Source organism: Enterococcus sp. DIV0774 (assembly GCF_050539095.1).
Taxonomy (GTDB): Bacteria; Bacillota; Bacilli; order Lactobacillales; family Enterococcaceae; genus Enterococcus; species Enterococcus faecalis.
Genome location: NZ_CP172923.1, coordinates 2,415,914 through 2,436,737, shown reverse-complemented (window position 1 = coordinate 2,436,737; position 20,824 = coordinate 2,415,914). Strand labels below are relative to the sequence as shown.

Sequence of the window (20,824 nt, the reverse complement as noted above, 5' to 3'; positions counted from 1 at the left end):
ACGAATGGCTAGTTCCTTCCTTTTTTTACAGTGATTATGGACACTCATTTAACATCGTTGAAACAGTTTTCGCCAACTTTTCTATTAAGAATAGTGCAGGTAGTTGGGACGTTACGTCTGCAATGGAACTTTTCTCGGTTGTTATATAGTAGGGGATCGTGACTGTTGAAAGTTGAGCAATCGTGCTTTTTTCACTATTTGTAATAGCAATTACATCAATCCCCATTTCGATAAAATAATCAATATTTTGCCGAACTTTTTGTGTTTCACCCGAAACTGATAAGGCGATAACACCCACTTTTTTAGCCGTTTCTTCGGATAATTTGCTAACGGGATGGGAAAAAAGGTGGGATACAGAAGCAGATAAATTATAGATACTGGAAAAATAAATTTCACCAAATTCAGCTAGGACTTTGGACGTTCCTTCGCCAATAAAAAGAACAAATTCTTTTTTTGCCAGCAATTCCGCAGCTTGAACAATCCGTCCTTCTAATAATTCTTCTGATGAGCGTTGCAAAAAATGAATCAGCATTGTTTCATCTAAAGATTTTGGTTGGGCTGTTTTTTTTCGTTCGCTTAGATAATTCTTCAATTTAAATTTAAAATCTGTATAGCCTTCACACTCGAATTTTTGACAAAAACGCCAGATTGCCGTTTTACTGAAATGAATTTCATCTGCTAATTCTCGAATTGTCATATAAGGAACTTTTTCAATATTGTGGCTAATATACTTGTAAATCTCTAATTCTGTTGGATTTAATTGTGGATCGTAGGTTAAAAACAGCATGCTGATTCCTCCTGTCGTTTGTGAACGTAATGTCCTTTTTTAGGGACATGGTCTTATTTGTAGATTATAGCACTCAATCAGAAAACTAGCTATAAAAAAAGGCGTCACTTAGCTACAATCAATAGAGAAACAACTAAAAATTCATGAAACAGAAGAGAGAGTGGGGAAAAATGAGCAATAAAAAATTAATTATCAACGCTGATGATTTTGGTTACACGCCAGCGGTAACGCAAGGAATCATTGAAGCACACAAACGTGGCGTGGTTACTTCAACAACCGCATTACCAACTTCTCCTTATTTTTTAGAGGCCATGGAGAGTGCTCGAATCAGTGCACCGACTTTAGCTATTGGTGTCCATTTAACATTGACATTGAACCAAGCAAAACCTATTTTACCTCGAGAAATGGTTCCTTCCTTAGTAGATGAAGCTGGTTATTTTTGGCATCAATCGATTTTTGAAGAAAAAGTCAATTTAGAAGAGGTTTATAACGAATGGGATGCTCAAATTATTTCATTTATGAAAAGTGGCAGACGCCCTGATCATATTGATTCTCATCATAACGTTCACGGAAAAAATAAAAAGTTATTAGGCGTAGCTTTGGCACTTGCTCGCAAATATCAATTACCTTTACGTAACGCTTCAAGAAGTATTGAAACAAAAGACTATTTAGAGTTATATCAGGATGTTCGCACGCCAGATGAAATGTTGTACCAATTTTATGACAAGGCGATTTCAACTGAAACCATCTTGCAATTGCTTGATATGGTTGTTTGTAGTGAAGGAGAGGTCTTTGAAATCAATTGTCATCCTGCGTTTATCGATACTATTTTACAAAATCAATCAGGGTATTGTATGCCTCGCATTCGTGAAGTGGAAATATTAACGTCCCAAGAAGTCAAAGAAGCGATTGAAGAACGCGGCATCTTGTTAGCCAATTATGAATCGCTAGCAATGTAAATCAAAGAAGCGTGAATAGCGTGTGAGTAAGTTCTTAATCAGAGCGCCTACTTACACGCTAAATTATTGAAAGAAAGAGGACGTACATGAGTAAAGGACAACCAATAAATCTGAATATCAGCGATTTTTTAAAAGTTTTCGCTGTAGCATCAGTTATTTTACAAACGGTTTTATCATATGTGTTGATACATTCTCCGCAAACGGAAGCAATGAATTCAATCGGTAGTTTTTACCGAATGTCTAAATATTCGGCACCCATGTTTATTTTTGCAATTATTTACAACATGGTGTTAAAGAGTCAAGCTAAATCGTATCTTGAATTTTTAAAGGAAAAATTTTATGAATTGGTGCTTCCTTATGTGGTCTGGTCCAGTCTCTATCTATATGCTTTTCCTAGTTTACAACAACGAATGCCCTATGAAACGCCCCTAGGATTTCTAGGAAAAGTTCTCAGTGGTGATGGCGCGGCACATCTATGGTATGCCGTAATGATGTTGCAATTCCAATTATTTATGCCGTATTTTATTTGGTTGGCAACAAGAATTACAAAAAACAAAAAAGTGATTTTACCAATTGTCTTTTTTACAATCGGTGCGCATATCCTTTGGTGCTTCTGGTACCAGAAAATGATTTTTCCATATGCAGAAACTTCTCTTTGGTACTTAATAGATCGTTCAGGGCTTAGTTATCTCATTTATGGTATTTTCGGGGTCATCACAGCGAAGTATCAAGGGGAAATTTTTACTTTCTTGAAAAAGACGAGAGTGGCGCTATTTCTGTTGTTTCTTTTTATTTTTTGGCAGGCAGTCCAAGGGAATTTATTTGATGGAACACAGATGACACCGAACGATCTACCTTATTTGGATCCTCTTCAAAGTGCCTATAGTTTACTGATTATCGGGTTGGTTTTTTATTTGGGAACACAAGGAATAGCCAAAAAGATTCGTCTTTTACCAATAGTTAAATGGATAGCCACTTATGCGTATCGCAGTTATTTAGCGAATGTTTTTGTTTTTCAATTGGTCTTGAAACTGGTCCATCCGTTTTTAACCAATCAACCAGTCAGCTTGGTTATTCTTGTGTTGTATATGGGTACATTTGTTGGCTCGTTTGGGTTAACGGTTGTAGTCGAGTATTTTTTCAAAAGCATCTTTAAGTTGGGACGCCTTGTATCTGTATAGGGACATGTTCTTAAATAGAAATCATCGTCCAAAATCATGGGAAAGCATACTCAATTGTTACAAGAATTGTTACACTCTTTGAGGAATAAGTTCTGCTTATCCAATTAAATAGTAAGCTCAGTAAATAGTTAGGGGAGAAAGAATAAATGATAGGTCTTATTTTAACGGGACATGGGGTATTTTCAACTGGAATGCATCAATCAGTTAGTATGATTGCAGGAGAACAACCAAATATTCAGGCGGTCCCTTTTTTCAATGATACAGGGCTTGATGTATTAGAGTCAAACATTCGTAAAGCCGTTGACTCTATGCTGGAGACGTGTCCAGCAGTGGTCATTTTAACTGATCTTTTAGGGGGTACACCGTTTAGAATTTCAATGACTGTCGCAAGTAATTATCAAAATGTTGAAGTGTTAGCAGGAACAAATTTACCGATGGTTCTTGAAGGGCTTGCATTACGCACAATCAGCACGAACGTAGAAGATTTTGTTTCAATGGTCACAGATTCAGCCAGAGACGGGATTGTTCATAAAAAACTAGAACAACCACAAGCAACTACTCAAGAAGAAGCAGACGGAATCTAACCAATTAGAAAAGAGGAGGAAGCACTATGCCGAATATTTTATTAACAAGAATTGATAATCGCTTGATTCATGGTCAAGTCGCAACACAATGGAACGGTTCTTTAGGCGCCAACTTAATTTTAGTCGCAAATGATGCAATTTCTGAGGATACAATGCGCCAACAATTGTTAAACATGGCGGCCCCTGCAGAAGTACAAACCCGTTTTTTCTCCATTAAGAAAACGATTGAGGTCATTCATAAAGCCTCAGAAAGACAAAAGATTTTTCTGTTAGTTGATAATCCTGTTGATGCATTGCGCTTGGTAGAAGGTGGTGTGCCAATCGAAAAATTAAACATTGGTAATATGCATATGGAAGAAGGCAAAAAACAAGTAGCTACCGCTGTTGCGGTTAATAAAACAGATGTAGACGCCTTTAAAAAGCTACAAGAATTAGGTGTTAAACTTTCGATTCAACGTGTACCGTCAACGCCAGAAGAAAGTTTAGATGCATTATTTTCATAAAAAAGTAATGTTGGACAATAATTTTGAAGAGAAGAAGTGGGAAGAATGATTATTCAAAGTAAAAACGTATGGATTAACGAACAATTTCAACCAGCTCAAGTTGAAGTGTCAGAACAACGAATTGTTGCAATTCTACCGTACAATGAAAAAGCTGTCGACAAAGAATACGGAGAAAATCGCATTCTTCCAGGATTTATTGATATTCATGATCATGGTTGGCATGGTGGGGATGCCAATCATGCCAATCATGAATTTATCAAAGAGTGGCAAGCTTACCTTCCAGAAGAAGGGATTACAGCTTTTTTACCAACAACGTCAACCACATTTCCAAAAGACTTGGAACATTCATTTGAAGTGATTGGTTCATTTATTGAGGAAGACCAAGGAACCAACGGGGCACAAATCTTAGGGATTCATGCGGAAGGACCAATGATTTCTGAAGAATTTCGTGGCTCTCATAATCCAGAGTTATTAGTAAAACCATCCGTTGAGACATTTAAAAAATGGCAAGAGTTAGCAAAAGGGCACATAAAATTAATGACGTTGGCACCAGAAAATGATGTAGAGAATGCCTTGACTACATATTGTCATGAACATGATGTAGTCATTTCAATTGGCCATACGGCTGCAACCTATGAACAAGCAATGGCAGCTGTCGAAGCAGGTGCAAAAAGTTTTACCCATACGTTTAATGGAATGGAAGATATCAGTCACCGGAAACCAACCGCAGTAGTTGCTGCTTTGGATAGTGAAGAAACGTTTGCTGAAATTATTGCTGATGGGGTACATGTTGATTATTCATTAGTACGTGTGTTAGCCAAACTAAAAGGCAAGGACTATTTAATTGCTGTGACAGATTCTATCTGGGCCAAAGGATGTCAACCAGGCGTTTATCCAAAACCAGAAAAAGGGATCGAAATGGTTATTGATGAACAAAATGTGGTTCGTTTAGCCAATGGCAAGTTAGCTGGAAGTACGAACCATTTAAATAATATGGTTCGCAACCTTGTTGAAAAAGCATTACTTCCAGAAGTGATTGCAATTAATTCAGTCACGAAAAATCCAGCTCGTTTGTTGAATGTGAACGAATCTATGGGAGAAATCAAACTAGGGCTTTTAGGTAATTTTACAATTATTGATGAGAAATACGAAGTGCTAGAAACCTTAGTAAATGGTGAAACAGTTTATAAAAAGTAGACGAAGTCTAATAGGAGGAAAAAAATGTTAGTACAGGCAATTTTGGTAGGAATTTGGGCTGGGATAGCAGGGGTTGATAAGCTTGTCTTACAGACACATATTCATCGTCCGATTGTTACAGGGCTGATTGTTGGTTTAGTATTGGGAGATGTCAACACAGGGTTAATCACTGGGGCAACGCTAGAGTTAGTTTGGATTGGTGCAGTAGCAATCGGCGGTGCGCAACCACCCAACGTAGTAATTGGGGGAGTTATTGGAACAGCGTTAGCAATTATCACAAAATCTGACCCACAAGTGACCGTAGGGTTGGCTGTTCCTTTCGCAGTTGCAGCGCAAGCGTTAATTACCTTGTTATATACAGCGATGTCACCAATTATGCATAAATTTGATGCTTATGCAAAAAAAGCAGATACAAGAGGCATCGAAAGAATGTCTAGTTTTTTACCAATCGTTTTATTCATTTGTTATTTTTTTGTAGTATTTTTATGTATTTTCTTTGGTGCTGATAAAGCATCTAGTTTCATTTCTATTCTACCCGAATGGAGTATTCATGGCTTGAGCGTTGCAGGTGGTATGATGCCAGCAGTAGGTTTCGCCATGTTATTAAAAACGATGTGGGAAACATCCTACGCGCCGTTCTTTATTTTTGGTTTTGTTATGGCTGCCTATCTAGGATTAGATACATTAGCGGTTGCAGGTTTAGCTGTCGCAATTGCTTTATATGAATTTTACGCACAAAGAAATAATACAGTCACTGCATCAAATAATAATGGAGGGTTTGAAGAAGATGGCATCTGAAGAAACATATAATGATACGATATCCGAAAAAGTAATAACAAAAAAAGAGTTAAAAAAAATAATGTTCCGTTCGTATCTGCTACAATCTTCATTTAATTATGAAAGAATGCAAGCAGGCGGCTGGACCTACTCATTAATTCCAGGATTGAAAAAGATCCATCGTGATAAAGAAGATTTAGCTCTTTCTTTGGAAAATCATTTACAATTTATGAACACGAATCCACAATTGGTGACGTTCATGCATGGTGTGATTATTGCAATGGAAGAGTCAAAAGAATCACCAAAATCCATTCAAGCGATTAAAACAGCGTTGATGGGCCCGTTAGGCGGAATTGGGGATGCGCTATTTTATTTAACCGTTTTGCCGATTGCAGCAGCGATTGGTTCACAACTATCATTAGAAGGCAATATCTTAGGACCAATTGTTTTCTTGTTGTTATTTAATATTCCGTATATGGCTGCCAAAATTGGGTTAATTAATCTAGGTTATAAAATGGGTGTCAAAGCAATTTCAGTTTTAAGCGAAAGTACCAAAAAATTATCTCGTTCAGCAACAATTGTAGGAATTTCCGTGGTGGGTGCGTTGATTCCGAAGAGTGTACAATTAACGACAACTTTTGTTTTTTGCTTGAAAGATACTAAGTTAGACCTTCAAACACAATTGTTTGATACAATCATGCCCAATTTATTACCGTTAGTGTTTACGCTGTTTTGTTTTATTATGTTGAAAAAAGGACGCACGCCGATTGCTTTAATTATTTTTACTGTGATTTTTGGGTTGTTAGGTTCTTTAATCGGGATTATATAAAAAAGATTTGGAACAATAGCCAAAATCGCTATTGTTCCAAATCTTTTTCTAAATTTAATCGAGTGATTATTCTTTATACGCCCACTTGAAGTCGTATTTAGCACCTGTTGGATGATAAATAATTTCTTTCACGTTTGGTGCACGTAAGTGTGATTCTGCTTTTTGGTAAATTGGCACAACACCCATATCAGCAATTACTGTTTTTTCAGCGTTGATTAAATCTTCCCAGCGTTTTTCAGGATCGTTAACATCTGTAGTTTTGGACGCAGCAATGAATTTATCGTATTCAGGATTGCTGTAACGTCCACGGTTATTAGAAGTTGAGCTTTCTAATAAATCTAAGAAGTTAATTGGGTCTGAATAGTCGGCACTCCAACCACGAACAGCGATTTGGAAATCCCCTTTTAAGGTACGATCTAAGCGAACAGCCATAGGGACAGGCGTCACAGTTACTTTTAAGCCTTCCAAAGTATCAGACAGTGATCCTTGAAGATATTCGCCCATTTTTTTAGCGCCTTCAGAGTCGTCTACCATTAAATCAACCGTTAAGTTGGAAACACCAAGTTCTTGTTTCGCTTTGTTCCAGTATTCCACAGCTTTTTTCTTGTCGTATTTGACTAATTTGTCGCTACCAGCTTCTTTAACAAAGTCTTCACCCGTTTTTGGTGATTTCGCGACATCCACAGGGACGAAGCCTTGTGAAGGAAGAGAGCCATTGGCTAAAATGTTTTTAGCTAATGAATCGCGATCGATGGCATAAGACATAGCACGACGTAAGTTTGCGTTGGTCAATGGTGATTTTTCATCTGCTTGATTCATTTCTAAATAGAAAGAAGAAGCGGCTTTTAATTGGACCAAGTCAGGCGAGTTTTGCATTTGTTGGGCCAGTTCGCCAGATAAATACGTATCATCCACTTCACCAGTTTCATAAAGATTTAAGGCAGTTGGGGCTTCTTTCACCACGTTGATAGCGACTTTATCTAACTTGACAGTCTCTTTGTCCCAATATTCTTCATTTTTAGTTAGAGACCATTTAGTATCTGTTCCGGGACCATCAAACTCAGTTAGCGTAAACGGACCATTGTAGACTGCTTTATCGCTACTCTTTGTATAATCTTTACCAAAACGTTCAACGATATCTTGACGTTGCGGCAAGAAAGAAGGGAAAGCCAATAAATCGTCAAAATATGGTGTTGCTGTTTCTAAAGTGATTTCCAATTCATGATCATTGATTGCTTTAATGCCCAATTCTTCTTTAGGTAGTTCCCCTTTAGAAATTTTTTCAGCATTTTTTACTGGTTCAAACATGTAGGCATATTCTGAAGCAGTGGCAGGGTCCACTGTTCGTTGCCAACCGTAAACGTAATCTGCAGCAGTAACTGGTTTGCCATCAGACCATTTTGATTCTTCACGTAATTTAACTTTGTAAACTAAACCGTCTTCTGAAACAGTCGCTTTTTCGGCTGCACCAGCAGGCGCGGGTTTGTTGTCTTTATCTAAACGATAGATTCCTTCGTAGACATTATTTAAAGTGGTAAAACTCACTTCATCTGTCGCAAGGGACGGATCGGCACTAGGCATTTCTTGGGATTCAACCATTGTGTATACTTGGTTGTCGCTGCCGCCGTTGCTTGCTCCTTTATCGTCACTGCCACCGCCGCAGGCCGCTAAAGCTAAGCTTGATAATACAAGTAATGAAGTAAATAAAACAGATTTCTTCATTTGACACGCTCCTTTTCATTTTTAGCAATACTCTCAGTATAATGTAAAAATGAAAAGGAGAAATTAAAAAATCGTTAGAAATGATTATTCTTTTATCAATTTTTAAAAAATGTCTAATCTTTTTTATGAAAAAAGTGGACAAACGTTGATAAGTAAAGATTTGAGGTGATTTCCATACAGAAAACATTCGATTTTTGAGTATTTATTCATCATTGATTTGATTTTTTTGACATAAAATAAACATCCCTTTTACAAAAAACAAATGAGAAGAAAAAAAGATTGTTACAAAAGCAAATAAGTGCTTTTGTAACAATCTTTTTAATCTTTTAATCGTTGGATGTCAATGACAGTTCCTGTGTAGGCATCTGCAGTGAATTCGTATTGAACAATGCCGTCGTCTTCAATGCGGCAAATTCCTCCAGTATATGTTTTGGAGTGGATGGCGAATTTCCGCAAGGGCTTTTTCTCAAACTCAATCCACGAACCTTCAATCGGTCCTTCTTTTAAAAAAGCAGCTTTTACATTTTCTAAGACGAGATCAGCGGAGATTGTTTTTTTCTTATGGTAGAACAAGGTTGAGGCAATGCCGCCTACTAAACCAAGACCAACGCCTAGCGCTAAGCCGCCTTTAAAGTATGTCAACTCATTTTCTTCGTTCATTTGTATGACCTCCCTTGGTCGGTTTCTGCTTACTATTACTTTTGTCAGTATCACTCTTATTTTACCATAGAGAAGGGGCCGCTGAGAAATAAAAAAAGTTTTTCAATCATTCTTTTAGAGCATTCTCATTGTCACGTTTAAAAAGAGAAAGCGATGTGCATTTTCTAGTATTTGCGTTATAATAAGAGTGAAATCATATGAAAGGAGTACCTATTTTTATCGACAGGATAAAGTGACTTTTTAGAGAAAAAGTGACGCTTGGTTGGCGTAATTTCCAACAAATCAAAAGCAATAGGACATACATCTATGGAAGAAAAAACATTTCAACGAATCAAGGAATTAACTGAATTACAAGGAACCAGCGGATTTGAAGACGACATTCGCGCGTACATGAAAGAACATATCACCCCGTTAGTGGACGATGTTCAATATGATGGTTTAGGTGGTATTTTTGGGATTAAACGTTCAAAAGTGGAAGCAGCGCCACGCGTAATGGTAGCAGCTCACATGGACGAAGTTGGCTTCATGTTAACTCAAATTAACGATAATGGTTTATTCCAAGTGGTTCCTTTAGGTGGCTGGAATCCCTATGTTGTTTCAGCACAACGTTTTACGTTAAAAACAAGTAAAGGGAACTATCCATGTATTTCTTCATCTATTCCGCCACACTTGTTGCGTGGTACGAGTGGTCAAAAACAATTAGAAGTCTCTGATGTGTTATTTGATGCAGGATTCTCTTCAAAAGAAGAAGCTGAAAGCTTTGGTGTTCGTCCAGGGGATTCCATTGTTCCACAAACAGAAACGATTAAAACAGCCAATGGCAAAAATATTATCAGTAAATCATGGGATAACCGCTATGGTTGTACGTTGGTATTAGATGCATTGGAAACGTTACAAAATGAAGAATTAGGCCACACATTAATTGCTGGAGCAAACGTACAAGAAGAAGTTGGTTTACGTGGTTCTAAACCATCTGTTCATAAATTTAATCCAGATATCTTCTTTGCGGTGGATTGTTCAGCGGCAGATGATATTCACACGAAAAAAGGGACATATGGTCATTTAGGTGAAGGAACGTTATTACGGATTTTCGACCCAGGTTTGATCACATTGCCTCGCTTACGTGAATATTTATTAGATACAGCTGCGACACACAATATTCCGTATCAATATTTTGTTTCTAAAGGCGGAACGGATGCTGGGGCAGCGCACACAACTAATAACGGTGTACCAAGTACAGTCATCGGCGTTTGTGGTCGTTACATCCATACGCATCAAACAATGTTTAGTATTGCGGATTATGAAGCAGCGCGGGAAATGTTGTTACAAGCATTACGTGGCTTGGATAAATCAACAGTTAATACAATTGTTTACGGAAAGTAGAGGATGTTTAAATGATTTATCCCAATTCATTAGAAGAACTAGCAACTTATGTTGAAAAAGGTAAAAATGTTTTCTTCTTTACTGCTGATTGGTGCGGAGACTGTCGTTTCATTAAACCAGTCATGCCTGAAATTGAAGAAGCATTTCCAGCGTTTCAATTTATCGAAGTTGACCGTGATCAGTTTATTGACGTGGCTGCCGAGTGGAATATTTTTGGTATTCCGAGTTTTGTCGTAATTGAAAACGGTCAAGAATTAGGACGCTTAGTAAACAAAGACCGAAAAACAAAAGAAGAAATCAGTGCATTTTTAACTAGCTTAGGCTAAAATTTTCATGAACCAGAGGAACCATTAAATTAAGAGAGAATCAGCTGGACAAAAGGGCGTTCTGCGCAAGGGTCCTAAATTCATTTTTGACTCTAATTTCTTAGTCAAAGAAGCCTTTTAGATCAGCCTCCATCGGGAAGGTGACGAAAATGGAAGAACAAATGTATAAAAATATTCTTGTCGGCGTAGACGGTAGTGATCAAGCTAATTTAGCTTATGAACGTGCAATTGAGGTTGCTCGTCGAAACGGAAGCCGAGTCATTGTTGCAAATATTTTAGAAAATCAAGTGTATACAATGATGGGGTATTCGACGTTAAATGATCAATTAATTGATCAAGAAACAGCTGCTGCGGAAGAATTAATGGCCGATTGTAAAAAGTATGCTGAAAGCGTTGATTTTCATAATGTTGAAACAGTTACCATGTTTGGTTCACCCAAAGAAGTCATGAGTCATGAATTACCTGAAAAATACAATGTTGATTTAATTATGGTGGGACAATCAGGATTAAACGCAGTCGAACGCGTGGTCATGGGAAGCGTCAGTAGCTACATTATTCGCCAAGCCCCTTGCGATGTCTTAATTGTTCACTCTGAAGAAAAATAAGTAAAAAAAGTTATTGATTGAATAGAGAGTTGACCCTACGTTTCTTTTGTTTTTTCAAAGGATCAGCGGCTTGTCACTCAAAATTGAGGACTTGGAGAATAAGTCGTAGCGACATATTTTCCAAGTCTTTTAGTTTTTCGACAAAAAAGTATGCACAATGGGTCAATTTTTGATAAGATAAGACAGGAAAACGACAGAGGAGGAACAGAAATGATTTTTGCATATAACAAAGAACACGTTGGCGATGTCTTACTTGTCATCGTTGCGGACGATCAAGGGGCGGAAAACCAAGTGAAACGTGTCGGCGATGTGGCACGTGTAAGTTTAGTTGAGGCGCCAGAAACGGTGGTAGCTTGGAATATTTTCAATGCTTCAGCGCTTCTAGGTGACATTAATGGCACCGGCCAAGTAACTTTAACAGACGAACAAATTGAAAAAGTCAATACAGCGATTAAAGATGCGGGATTTTCAGAAACCCTTGAAAAAGACGACACTCCTAAAATTGTGGTTGGCTTTGTCAAATCATGTAAAAAACACCCAGATTCAGATCATCTATCTATCACACAAACAGAAGTAGACAACGGCGAAATCTTACAAATTGTTTGTGGCGCACCGAACATCAAAGCAGGACAAAAAGTAGTTGTGGCCAAACCAGGCGCAATGATGCCTGATGGTTTAATGATTTGGCCAGGGGTTTTACGTGGGGAAGAAAGTTTTGGAATGATTTGTTCAGCAAAAGAATTACGTTTACCAAATGCACCAGCTAAAAAAGGAATCTTAGAATTGCCTTTTGATGCAGAAGTTGGTTCTGCATTTGCGGTAGGAGAATAAAAGAAAGAAACGACCTGTTGTTTGAACAACAGGTCGTTTCTTTCTTTTATTGATTGCTGCGATTATTTTGTTGTGTTAAAGCTGATTTATCAATGGTTAAATCGATGGTTGCTTTCATTTCTTTAGAACCACGATAATAAGTCACTTCCATTTTATCGCCAACTTTTTTCTTGTAAAGCGCGCTTTGTAAATCTGTAGTAGAGCTTACGTCTTGGCCGTCAACTTTCGTGATAACATCGTATTTTTCCAATCCAGCCTTTTCAGCAGGGGTCGCTGCTTCAACACCACGAACCACTACGCCAGTTTTTACAGAAGCTGGAATTTTTAAAATTTGTTCTTGTTGTTGTGAAGAGATACCTGTTAAATCAGACATCGTAATCCCTAGAGCTGGCCGCGTCACTTTACCATCTTTTTCTAATTGGTTGATAATGTTGACTACGTCATTACTTGGAATGGCAAAGCCCATCCCTTCAACGCTCACTTGACTAGTTGATTGCACAATTTTTACTGAGTTAATGCCAATGACTTGTCCTTCAATATTGATTAGTGGACCACCAGAGTTTCCTGGATTAATGGCAGCATCGGTTTGAATGGCATTAATATTGATGGTTTCACCAGACTCGTTTTTATTGGTAATATTTCTATTCACAGAAGAGATGATTCCTTGTGTGACAGAGTTAGCATAATCAGAGCCTAGAGGGGAACCAATTGCAATAGCAGGCTCACCGACTGTGATTTTACTAGAATTTCCAAACTCAGCGACTTGATCAACTTTGTCGGAAGAAATTTTAATCACGGCTAAATCCGTATAAGCATCGGTTCCGACTAATTCGCCTTTCACTTTGGTACCATCAGATAAAACAACTTCCAATCCTTGTGCTTTATCTACGACGTGGTTATTTGTCACGACATAAGCCGTTTTACCATCTTTCTTATAAATAACCCCACTACCTTCACTAGCTGCTTCTAAATCGTTACCATTGTTGCCGGAAGAGTCTTGTGTACCTTCATTCCCACCGAACAATCCCCCAAAAGGATCATCTGCCGAAGAATTGTTGCTAGCACTTTGCATATTAATGACAGAAACCACAGAATTTTGAACTTTTTTCACGGCTTTTGTGACATCGCTAGAAACATTGTAACTCACATTGCTGACTTTTGTGTTGCCGTGATTAGTGGACGTCGTCGCTGCATTATTTCCGCCGTTGGGTGTGGGAATAATCCCAGAATAAGCGCCTCCTAGAATAAGGGCGCCACCAAGTAAGCCGCCAGCTAAACCAATCCCAAATTTTTGCAATAAACTTTTTTTATCTGAATTAGGTGTAACATCTTTTCGTTGCATAAAATAACCTCCCAATAAGTGCATCTGAATTTTCTATATTAAGTATATCTGTTTCCTACTCCTTTAGTCTATCGAATAGCTTTGAATTTTTTATGAACAACTTAGGGAAAAATTACAGAAAAAATACGAATGAAAAAGTTATACACAGAAAAATGTGAACAAATCGGGAATAACTCTGTGTACAGTTTTTAGAAAAGTTATCCACAGAATGTGGATAATGTGGACAAATCAGTGGCGAATATGTGTTTGTATTGAAAAAGCTGTTAAATAAAGTAATTTTTTAGTTTGTTCTGTGGATAACTCTGTGTATATGTGTATAAGTATGTGGAAACGTTGTGGAAAGTAGCCAAACTTCGTGCTAAAATAAGAAAGAAGAGAAAACGAGAAAGTAGTGGAATAGGTGAAAATTAAACTAGTAACAGTCGGAAAACTGAAAGAAAAATACCTGATTCAAGGCATTAATGAATATCTGAAACGTTTAAATAGCTATGCCAAGATGGAAATCATTGAAGTACCAGATGAAAAAGCCCCGGAAAAACTCAGTGACGCTGAAATGCTTCAAGTCAAAGAAAAAGAAGGCCAACGTATTTTGGGGAAAATTAATGACAACGAATACGTCTTTGTTTTAGCCATTAATGGCAAACAATTATCTAGTGAAGAATTTTCAAAAGAAATTGAACAATTAGGGATTAGTGGCAAAAGTAATCTAACCTTTGTCATTGGTGGCTCCTTAGGTCTCAGTGATTCAGTCCTTCAGCGAAGTAACCAACAAATTTCTTTTGGCCGCTTAACTTATCCACATCAGTTAATGCGTTTGGTATTAGTGGAACAAATTTATCGCGGTTTTCGGATTATGAAAGGGGAACCGTATCATAAATAGGAAGTAGGCTGGTTGCTCAGTAAGTTCTATGAATCAAGTCATTGCTTGAAAAATATATGAAGTAAAATATCTTTAGTCTGTTTGTTTGATAGAAAATAAAAAAATTCAATCAAACTGGATTGAGAGAAACGTTACCGTTCAAACAATAAATAAAAATGAGAGGAATGGCAAAAAACAATGGTCATTCCTCTCGTTTTTTTTAAAATTGTCCGATTGTTGTGCCTCAGAAATAGGTTCAGCACCCATAATTATTATTTTAAAATGAGAAAAAATTAAGGGATTATCATAAAAATCAATATTTTTAACGTGAAAAGTTGAATAAGCTCTTTAATGAAGAAAACGCTATTGACAGTAACCAAAAATTACCTTAAAGTGAAAGCGTAAACATGTATAATATTTCATGTGACTAGGGAAAACTAGGCATGAAAAGTCTGTCTGAAGTAATTACTTTAGGTTGTCTTTTCATGCCTAATTTTTATATAGAATACTTAGTAGAGGAGGAAGTTGATTAAATTATCAGAAAAAAGTGTTTGGAAAAGTCGGATTGGTTGCTTAAAAATAGAAAGATATGGGGAAAAATATGATTAAAAAAATAATAGTCGTTGTTGCTTTCATGCTTACAGGCTTCTCGCTAACTGCGATGAGTGCCTCTGCAGAAGAAATAACTGATTTATTTTTACAAAAAGAAGTGACATATTCTGGTGTAGAAGGAGGAAAAATTGGAGAGAATTGGAAATACCCTCAATTTGTTGGCGAAAAAGCTGTCGATGGCGATGAAACAACACGCTGGTCCGCTGATAAGCAAGATGAACAATGGTTAATTGTTGATTTGGGTGAAGTAAAAAACATTGGCGAACTCGTTTTACAGTTGCATGCAGAAAGTCCTGTGTATGAAATCTTAGTTTCAACAGATGGTGAAAGCTATCAATCTATCTTTAAAGAAGAGAATGGGCAAGGCGGCCAACCTACTAAAAAATATATTGATGGCAATAATGTCCAAGCACGTTTTGTAAAATATCAGCAGATGAAAATGTGGCAACACACAAATAAGCAATTTTACAGTTCAAGTATTATTTCGTTTGAAGCATATGAAAAAAAACGACTGCCAGAAGCGATTAAACTTTTAACAGAGAACCTGACTATTAGTGAAAAAAGAAAGCAACAGCTAGCCTTTGAAGTGTCACCAGCTGGAGTAGATATCACAGAGGATCAGATTGAGTGGTCAAGTAGTGATCCTACTGTTGTGACGGTTGACCAAACGGGTAATTTAACAGCAGTTAAGAGTGGTGAAGCGAAAGTAACAGTCAAAATTAAAGGAACAGAAATTAGTGATACAATTCCTGTGACTGTTGTAGCAGAAAATAAACAATATGCGGAAATGCGAGCAAAATGGAAAATGCGATTGTTGGGTACTACGCAGTATGATAACGATACAGATGTGCAACAGTATCGTGCCCAGATTGCTACGGAGAGTTTAGCATTGTGGCAAACGCTTAATCAAGCAGCAGATCGTGGGTATCTGTGGGAACGAAAACCATCGGATACAGTGTCTGCTGATTACACGACTCAATTTACCAATATTAAAAAATTAGCGTTAGGCTACTATGAACCATCAAGTGAGCTTTTTGAAAAACCAGAAGTTTATGATGCGATTGTTAAAGGCATTGAATTTATGATTGATACAAAAAAATACAATGGAACGTATTACACAGGTAACTGGTGGGATTGGCAAATTGGTTCCGCGCAGCCGCTAACAGATACATTGATTTTATTACATGATGACCTATTGAATACAGATGCAGAAAAATTAAATAAATTTACTGCTCCGCTGATGCTGTATGCAAAAGATCCAAACATACAATGGCCAATTTATCGTGCAACAGGGGCTAACTTAACAGATATTTCAATCACCGTTTTAGGTACTGGACTTTTGTTAGAAGATAATCAACGCCTAGTACAAGTACAAGAAGCTGTTCCGTCCGTTTTAAAAAGTGTTTCCTCTGGTGATGGCTTATATCCTGATGGTTCCTTGATTCAACATGGTTATTTTCCGTACAACGGCAGTTACGGGAATGAGTTGCTAAAAGGGTTTGGACGAATTCAGACTATTTTACAAGGTTCCGACTGGGAGATGAATGACCCTAACATTAGTAATTTATTTAATGTTGTTGATAAAGGTTACTTACAATTGATGGTAAATGGAAAAATGCCATCGATGGTTTCTGGTAGAAGTATTTCCAGAGCGCCAGAAACGAATCCTTTTACTACAGAGTTTGAATCGGGTAAAGAAACAATAGCTAATTTAACCTTAATTGCAAAATTTGCACCAGAAAATTTAAGAAATGACATTTATACATCTGTCCAAACGTGGCTTCAACAAAGTGGGTCATACTATCATTTCTTTAAAAAACCAAGAGATTTTGAAGCGTTAATTGACTTGAAAAATGTGGTGAATAGTGCGTCACCTGCCCAAGCGACACCAATGCAATCTTTAAATGTATATGGTTCGATGGATCGAGTCCTACAGAAAAATAACGAATATGCGGTGGGGATCAGTATGTATTCACAACGTGTCGGAAACTATGAATTTGGGAATACGGAAAATAAAAAAGGCTGGCATACAGCAGACGGCATGCTTTATTTATACAATCAAGACTTTGCTCAGTTTGATGAAGGATACTGGGCAACGATCGATCCATATCGATTACCAGGAACGACAGTTGACACAAGAGAATTGGCAAATGGTGCTTATACAGGGAAACGCAGTCCCCAGTCATGGGTAGGTGGCTCAAATAATGGACAGGTTGCCTCTATAGGAATGTTTTTAGATAAAAATAATGAAGGAATGAACTTAGTTGCTAAAAAATCTTGGTTCTTATTAGATGGTCAAATCATTAATTTGGGAAGTGGCATTACTGGTACGACAGATGCTTCGATTGAAACAATCCTCGATAATCGGATGATTCATCCACAGGAAGTGAAGCTTAACCAAGGTTCAGACAAAGATAATTCTTGGATTAGTTTAAGCGCAGCGAATCCATTGAATAACATTGGCTATGTTTTTCCTAATTCAATGAATACGCTTGATGTTCAAATAGAAGAACGCTCTGGTCGCTACGGAGATATTAACGAATACTTTGTTAATGATAAAACCTATACAAATACATTTGCTAAAATTAGTAAAAATTATGGCAAGACTGTTGAAAATGGTACTTACGAATATTTAACAGTGGTTGGGAAAACGAATGAAGAAATCGCAGCTCTTTCTAAAAACAAAGGCTATACTGTTCTAGAAAATACAGCAAACTTACAAGCCATTGAAGCAGGTAATTATGTCATGATGAATACATGGAATAATGACCAAGAAATTGCAGGACTGTATGCGTATGATCCAATGTCGGTTATTTCAGAAAAAATTGATAACGGTGTTTATCGCTTAACTCTTGCGAATCCTTTACAAAATAATGCATCCGTTTCTATTGAATTTGATAAGGGCATTCTTGAAGTAGTCGCAGCGGACCCAGAAATTTCTGTTGACCAAAATATTATCACTTTAAATAGTGCGGGGTTAAATGGCAGCTCGCGTTCAATCACAGTTAAAACAACTCCTGAAGTAACGAAAGAAGCGTTAGAAAAATTAATTCAGGAACAAAAAGAACACCAAGAAAAAGATTACACCGCAAGCAGCTGGAAAGTCTACAGCGAAGCATTGAAACAAGCACAAACTGTGGTAGATCAAGCAACATCAACGCAAGCAGAAGTAGACCAAGCAGAAGCAAAACTACGCTCGGCAGTGAAGCAATTGGCAAAAGTGCCAACTAAAGAAGTAGATAAAACCAACTTGTTGAAAATCATCAAAGAAAACGAGAAAAACCAAGAAAAAGACTACACCGTAAGCAGTTGGAAAGCCTACAGCGAAGCATTGAAGCAAGCACAAACTGTAGCAGATCAAGCAACAGCAACACAAGCAGAAGTAGACCAAGCAGAAGCAGAGCTACGCTCGGCAGTGAAGCAATTGGTAAAAGTACCAACTAAAGAAGTAGATAAAACCAACTTGTTGAAAATCATCAAAGAAAACGAGAAAAACCAAGAAAAAGACTACACCGCAAGCAGTTGGAAAGTCTACAGTGAAGCATTGAAGCAAGCACAAACTGTGGCAGATCAAACAACAGCAACGCAAGCAGAAGTAGACCAAGCAGAAGCAGAGCTACGCTCGGCAGTGAAGCAATTGGCAAAAGTGCCAACGAAAGAAGTAGATAAAACCAACTTGTTGAAAATCATCAAAGAAAAAGAGAAACACCAAGAAAAAGACTACACCGCAAGCAGCTGGAAAGTCTACAGCGAAGCATTGAAGCAAGCGCGAACTGTGGCAGATCAAACAACAGCAACGCAAGCAGAAGTAGACCAAGCAGAAGCAAAACTACGTTCGGCGGTGGAGCAATTAACATTGAAAAATAGTGGGGAAAATAAAAAGGAGCAAAAAAATGGAGGGGATAATGGACACTTAAATACTAGTGCGGGAGTTGATCAAACTGGTACGAAACAAGTTAAGCCATCAAGCCAAGGTGGTTTCAGAAAAGCTAGCCAATTTTTACCGAGCACAGGAGAAAAGAAATCAATCGCGCTTGTGATTATTGGCCTTCTAGTTATCGCCAGTGGGTGTCTTTTAGTTTTTCGTAAAAGTAAATCGAAGAAGTAAAAAATTACGGATTCACTAAAAACATAATAAAAAAGCAGACTTCCATACAAGAAGTCTGCTTTTTCATTAATTACTCCGCTTCTGCATTTTGCAAGTCAGCGACATCAGTCAGATAAGTGGCTTCATCCAACAAATCTTCCGAATGTGCGACATAAATCGCAGTGGCGCTATCACCAACCACGTTTAGGCTAGTAACGAGCATTTCGATTGGACGATTAATGGCTAAAATCAATGAATACGTCGCAATCGCAATCTCATTGTTATAGTTTAAACCAGTTAAAATAGTGAAAAGGATAATTCCGCCAGCGCCAGGTGCCGCCGGTGTACCAATAGATGACATTAAAGCTAAAATGGCAATCAAGGCAATATTAGCTGGTGTCACTTCATAACCAGCTACGCCCGCCACAAAAATAGCCGCAATTACTTGCATAATCGCTGTGCCGTTCATATTAATAGTCATTCCTAACGGCAAGACAAAGGCGGCAACATCATTGTCGACACCTAACTCTTCAACCGTCGTTTTTGTATTTAACGGTAAAGTGGCTGCCGAAGAAGAAGTAGAAAATCCAAAGACCACAACTTTCATAATCTTTTTAATAAAAGGAACAGGATTTAATTTTGTCGCAAATAAGATAAATAATGGGTAACCGATCATCAAAAAGGCTAAGAGCGTCGCTGTCGTTGTTACGACGTAGACTAACGCTGGTTTTAAATAATCAATCCCGTAAGAAGCAAACGTCCGAACTAACAACATAAAGACGGCAATAGGAGCAAATTTAGTAATTACAAAGGTTAAAAATAACGTGACCATCGCATTGACTTCTTCAATTAATTTTTTGAAAACACGAATTTTATCCCCTAATGCATTAATACATAAACCAGTAATCACTGCCAACACAACAACAGCTAAAATCGCACCATTGTCGCTAAACGCAGAACCGATATTTTTCGTGACAGCATTGACAATCACCATTAATGGGTTGCCGCTCGTACTTACTTCGACAGGAGATAGCGTTTCAGATAACGACACATTAAAAGCGCCAGTTAAATATACGCTATAGCCCACAATTCCAGCCGTTAATAGAGCAATCAGTGACATCGATAAAAAGCCAAAAATCGTTTTATAAGAAATTCGTCCTAATTTTTGCGTATCGGTAATATGACAAATGGCTAAAGTAATTGAAGTAAAGACCATCGGCACAATCACTAATTGTAGGCCGTTGATAAATAGTTGACCAATAATATAGAAAAGCCCAATCGCAGATTGTCCTTTTTCAGGATCTGAAATATCTTGGAAAAGAATCTGATTGATTGTCTGCCACACAGCGCCTTGATTGCTGCGAATAAGGTGCTCTCTTAAAAATAAAAAGCCGAGCCCAACGATTAAACCTCCCACCAATGAAATCACCATTTTTTTGGTAAATGAGATACCTTTCACTTCACGTTTTTTCTTTTCCACTTTGTTGCCTCCCAAATAAATTGATTAAGCACCGCGCAAAAAAAGCCTTGCACACAAAAAAAGGGCAAGACATCTCGTATCATTCACTATACAAAAATAC

At 37.6% G+C, this 20,824-nt stretch carries 18 protein-coding genes; 13 read left to right on the top strand and 5 right to left on the bottom strand.

The annotated features are described in order from the left end of the window. Nucleotides 1–34: 34 nt before the first annotated feature. Nucleotides 35–787: a MurR/RpiR family transcriptional regulator gene (locus IGL86_RS11735; RefSeq protein ID WP_002365331.1), complete on the bottom strand. Its 753-nt coding sequence runs from the start codon at nt 785–787 to the stop codon at nt 35–37. A gap of 143 nt (nt 788–930) precedes the next feature. Between IGL86_RS11735 and IGL86_RS11730 the strand changes: the two genes are divergently transcribed. The 7 genes from IGL86_RS11730 to IGL86_RS11700 all read left to right on the top strand — a co-directional run bounded on the left by IGL86_RS11730 (nt 931) and on the right by IGL86_RS11700 (nt 6,817). Continuing rightward, nucleotides 931–1,746: a carbohydrate deacetylase gene (locus IGL86_RS11730; protein WP_002387362.1), complete on the top strand. Its 816-nt coding sequence runs from the start codon at nt 931–933 to the stop codon at nt 1,744–1,746. Between the two features lie 86 nt (nt 1,747–1,832). After that, entirely contained in the window at nt 1,833–2,927 is a 1,095-nt protein-coding gene (locus IGL86_RS11725; RefSeq protein WP_033625243.1) for an acyltransferase family protein, read from the top strand. Between the two features lie 146 nt (nt 2,928–3,073). Beyond that, on the top strand, nt 3,074–3,511 hold the full coding sequence (locus IGL86_RS11720) for a PTS sugar transporter subunit IIA (RefSeq protein ID WP_010823988.1): 438 nt from the start codon (nt 3,074–3,076) through the stop codon (nt 3,509–3,511). 26 nt (nt 3,512–3,537) lie between these two features. After that, entirely contained in the window at nt 3,538–4,014 is a 477-nt protein-coding gene (gene agaV / locus IGL86_RS11715) for a PTS N-acetylgalactosamine transporter subunit IIB (protein ID WP_002355007.1), read from the top strand. Between the two features lie 45 nt (nt 4,015–4,059). Next, complete coding sequence (gene nagA / locus IGL86_RS11710; protein ID WP_002409180.1) at nt 4,060–5,211, top strand: N-acetylglucosamine-6-phosphate deacetylase; 1,152 nt, start codon at nt 4,060–4,062, stop codon at nt 5,209–5,211. A 24-nt stretch (nt 5,212–5,235) separates the two neighbouring features. Further along, nucleotides 5,236–6,009, top strand: coding sequence for a PTS N-acetylgalactosamine transporter subunit IIC (gene agaW, locus IGL86_RS11705; RefSeq protein ID WP_010713739.1), 774 nt, complete (start codon nt 5,236–5,238; stop codon nt 6,007–6,009). Further along, nucleotides 5,981–6,817: a PTS system mannose/fructose/sorbose family transporter subunit IID gene (locus IGL86_RS11700; protein ID WP_430605609.1), complete on the top strand. Its 837-nt coding sequence runs from the start codon at nt 5,981–5,983 to the stop codon at nt 6,815–6,817. Before agaW ends, IGL86_RS11700 begins: the two co-directional genes overlap by 29 nt. Before the next feature lie 66 nt (nt 6,818–6,883). Here the strand turns inward: IGL86_RS11700 and IGL86_RS11695 are convergent, their stop codons facing one another. Together IGL86_RS11695 and IGL86_RS11690 are read right to left on the bottom strand one after the other, a co-directional pair. Continuing rightward, nucleotides 6,884–8,539 carry a peptide ABC transporter substrate-binding protein gene (locus IGL86_RS11695; RefSeq protein ID WP_002355011.1) on the bottom strand — a complete coding sequence of 552 codons (1,656 nt, stop codon included), beginning with the start codon at nt 8,537–8,539 and terminating at the stop codon, nt 6,884–6,886. Nucleotides 8,540–8,857: 318 nt separating this feature from the next. Next, nucleotides 8,858–9,199 (bottom strand): PepSY domain-containing protein, encoded by a 342-nt coding sequence (locus IGL86_RS11690; RefSeq protein ID WP_002355012.1) that lies wholly within the window; start codon nt 9,197–9,199, stop codon nt 8,858–8,860. 306 nt (nt 9,200–9,505) lie between these two features. On the opposite strand from IGL86_RS11690, the gene pepA reads away from it, so the two are divergent. The 4 genes from pepA (at nt 9,506) to ytpR (ending at nt 12,344) form a co-directional block, all read left to right on the top strand. Further along, the gene (gene pepA, locus IGL86_RS11685; protein ID WP_002355013.1) at nt 9,506–10,582 is read left to right on the top strand and encodes a glutamyl aminopeptidase; all 1,077 of its coding nucleotides are present in this window, start codon (nt 9,506–9,508) and stop codon (nt 10,580–10,582) included. 11 nt (nt 10,583–10,593) lie between these two features. After that, nucleotides 10,594–10,908, top strand: a complete 315-nt coding sequence (locus IGL86_RS11680; protein ID WP_002355015.1) for a thioredoxin family protein — start codon at nt 10,594–10,596, stop codon at nt 10,906–10,908. Nucleotides 10,909–11,057: 149 nt separating this feature from the next. Further along, nucleotides 11,058–11,513, top strand: a complete 456-nt coding sequence (locus IGL86_RS11675) for a universal stress protein (RefSeq protein WP_002385249.1) — start codon at nt 11,058–11,060, stop codon at nt 11,511–11,513. 210 nt (nt 11,514–11,723) lie between these two features. Next, complete coding sequence (gene ytpR / locus IGL86_RS11670) at nt 11,724–12,344, top strand: YtpR family tRNA-binding protein (protein WP_002361057.1); 621 nt, start codon at nt 11,724–11,726, stop codon at nt 12,342–12,344. Nucleotides 12,345–12,390: 46 nt separating this feature from the next. Here ytpR and IGL86_RS11665 read toward each other — a convergent pair whose 3' ends face one another. Beyond that, the gene (locus IGL86_RS11665) at nt 12,391–13,710 is read right to left on the bottom strand and encodes a S1C family serine protease (RefSeq protein WP_193363163.1); all 1,320 of its coding nucleotides are present in this window, start codon (nt 13,708–13,710) and stop codon (nt 12,391–12,393) included. Nucleotides 13,711–14,086: 376 nt separating this feature from the next. Here IGL86_RS11665 and rlmH point away from each other — a divergent pair, with 376 nt between their 5' ends. Together rlmH and IGL86_RS11655 are read left to right on the top strand one after the other, a co-directional pair. After that, entirely contained in the window at nt 14,087–14,566 is a 480-nt protein-coding gene (gene rlmH / locus IGL86_RS11660; protein ID WP_002355021.1) for a 23S rRNA (pseudouridine(1915)-N(3))-methyltransferase RlmH, read from the top strand. A 580-nt stretch (nt 14,567–15,146) separates the two neighbouring features. Then, on the top strand, nt 15,147–19,265 hold the full coding sequence (locus IGL86_RS11655) for an EF3023 family LPXTG-anchored polysaccharide lyase (RefSeq protein WP_430605608.1): 4,119 nt from the start codon (nt 15,147–15,149) through the stop codon (nt 19,263–19,265). A gap of 70 nt (nt 19,266–19,335) precedes the next feature. On the opposite strand, the gene IGL86_RS11650 is transcribed toward IGL86_RS11655, so the two are convergent. Next, a complete protein-coding gene (locus IGL86_RS11650) occupies nt 19,336–20,739 on the bottom strand; it encodes a dicarboxylate/amino acid:cation symporter (protein WP_161633954.1) in 1,404 nt (467 codons plus the stop codon). Between the last annotated feature and the right edge of the window lie 85 nt (nt 20,740–20,824).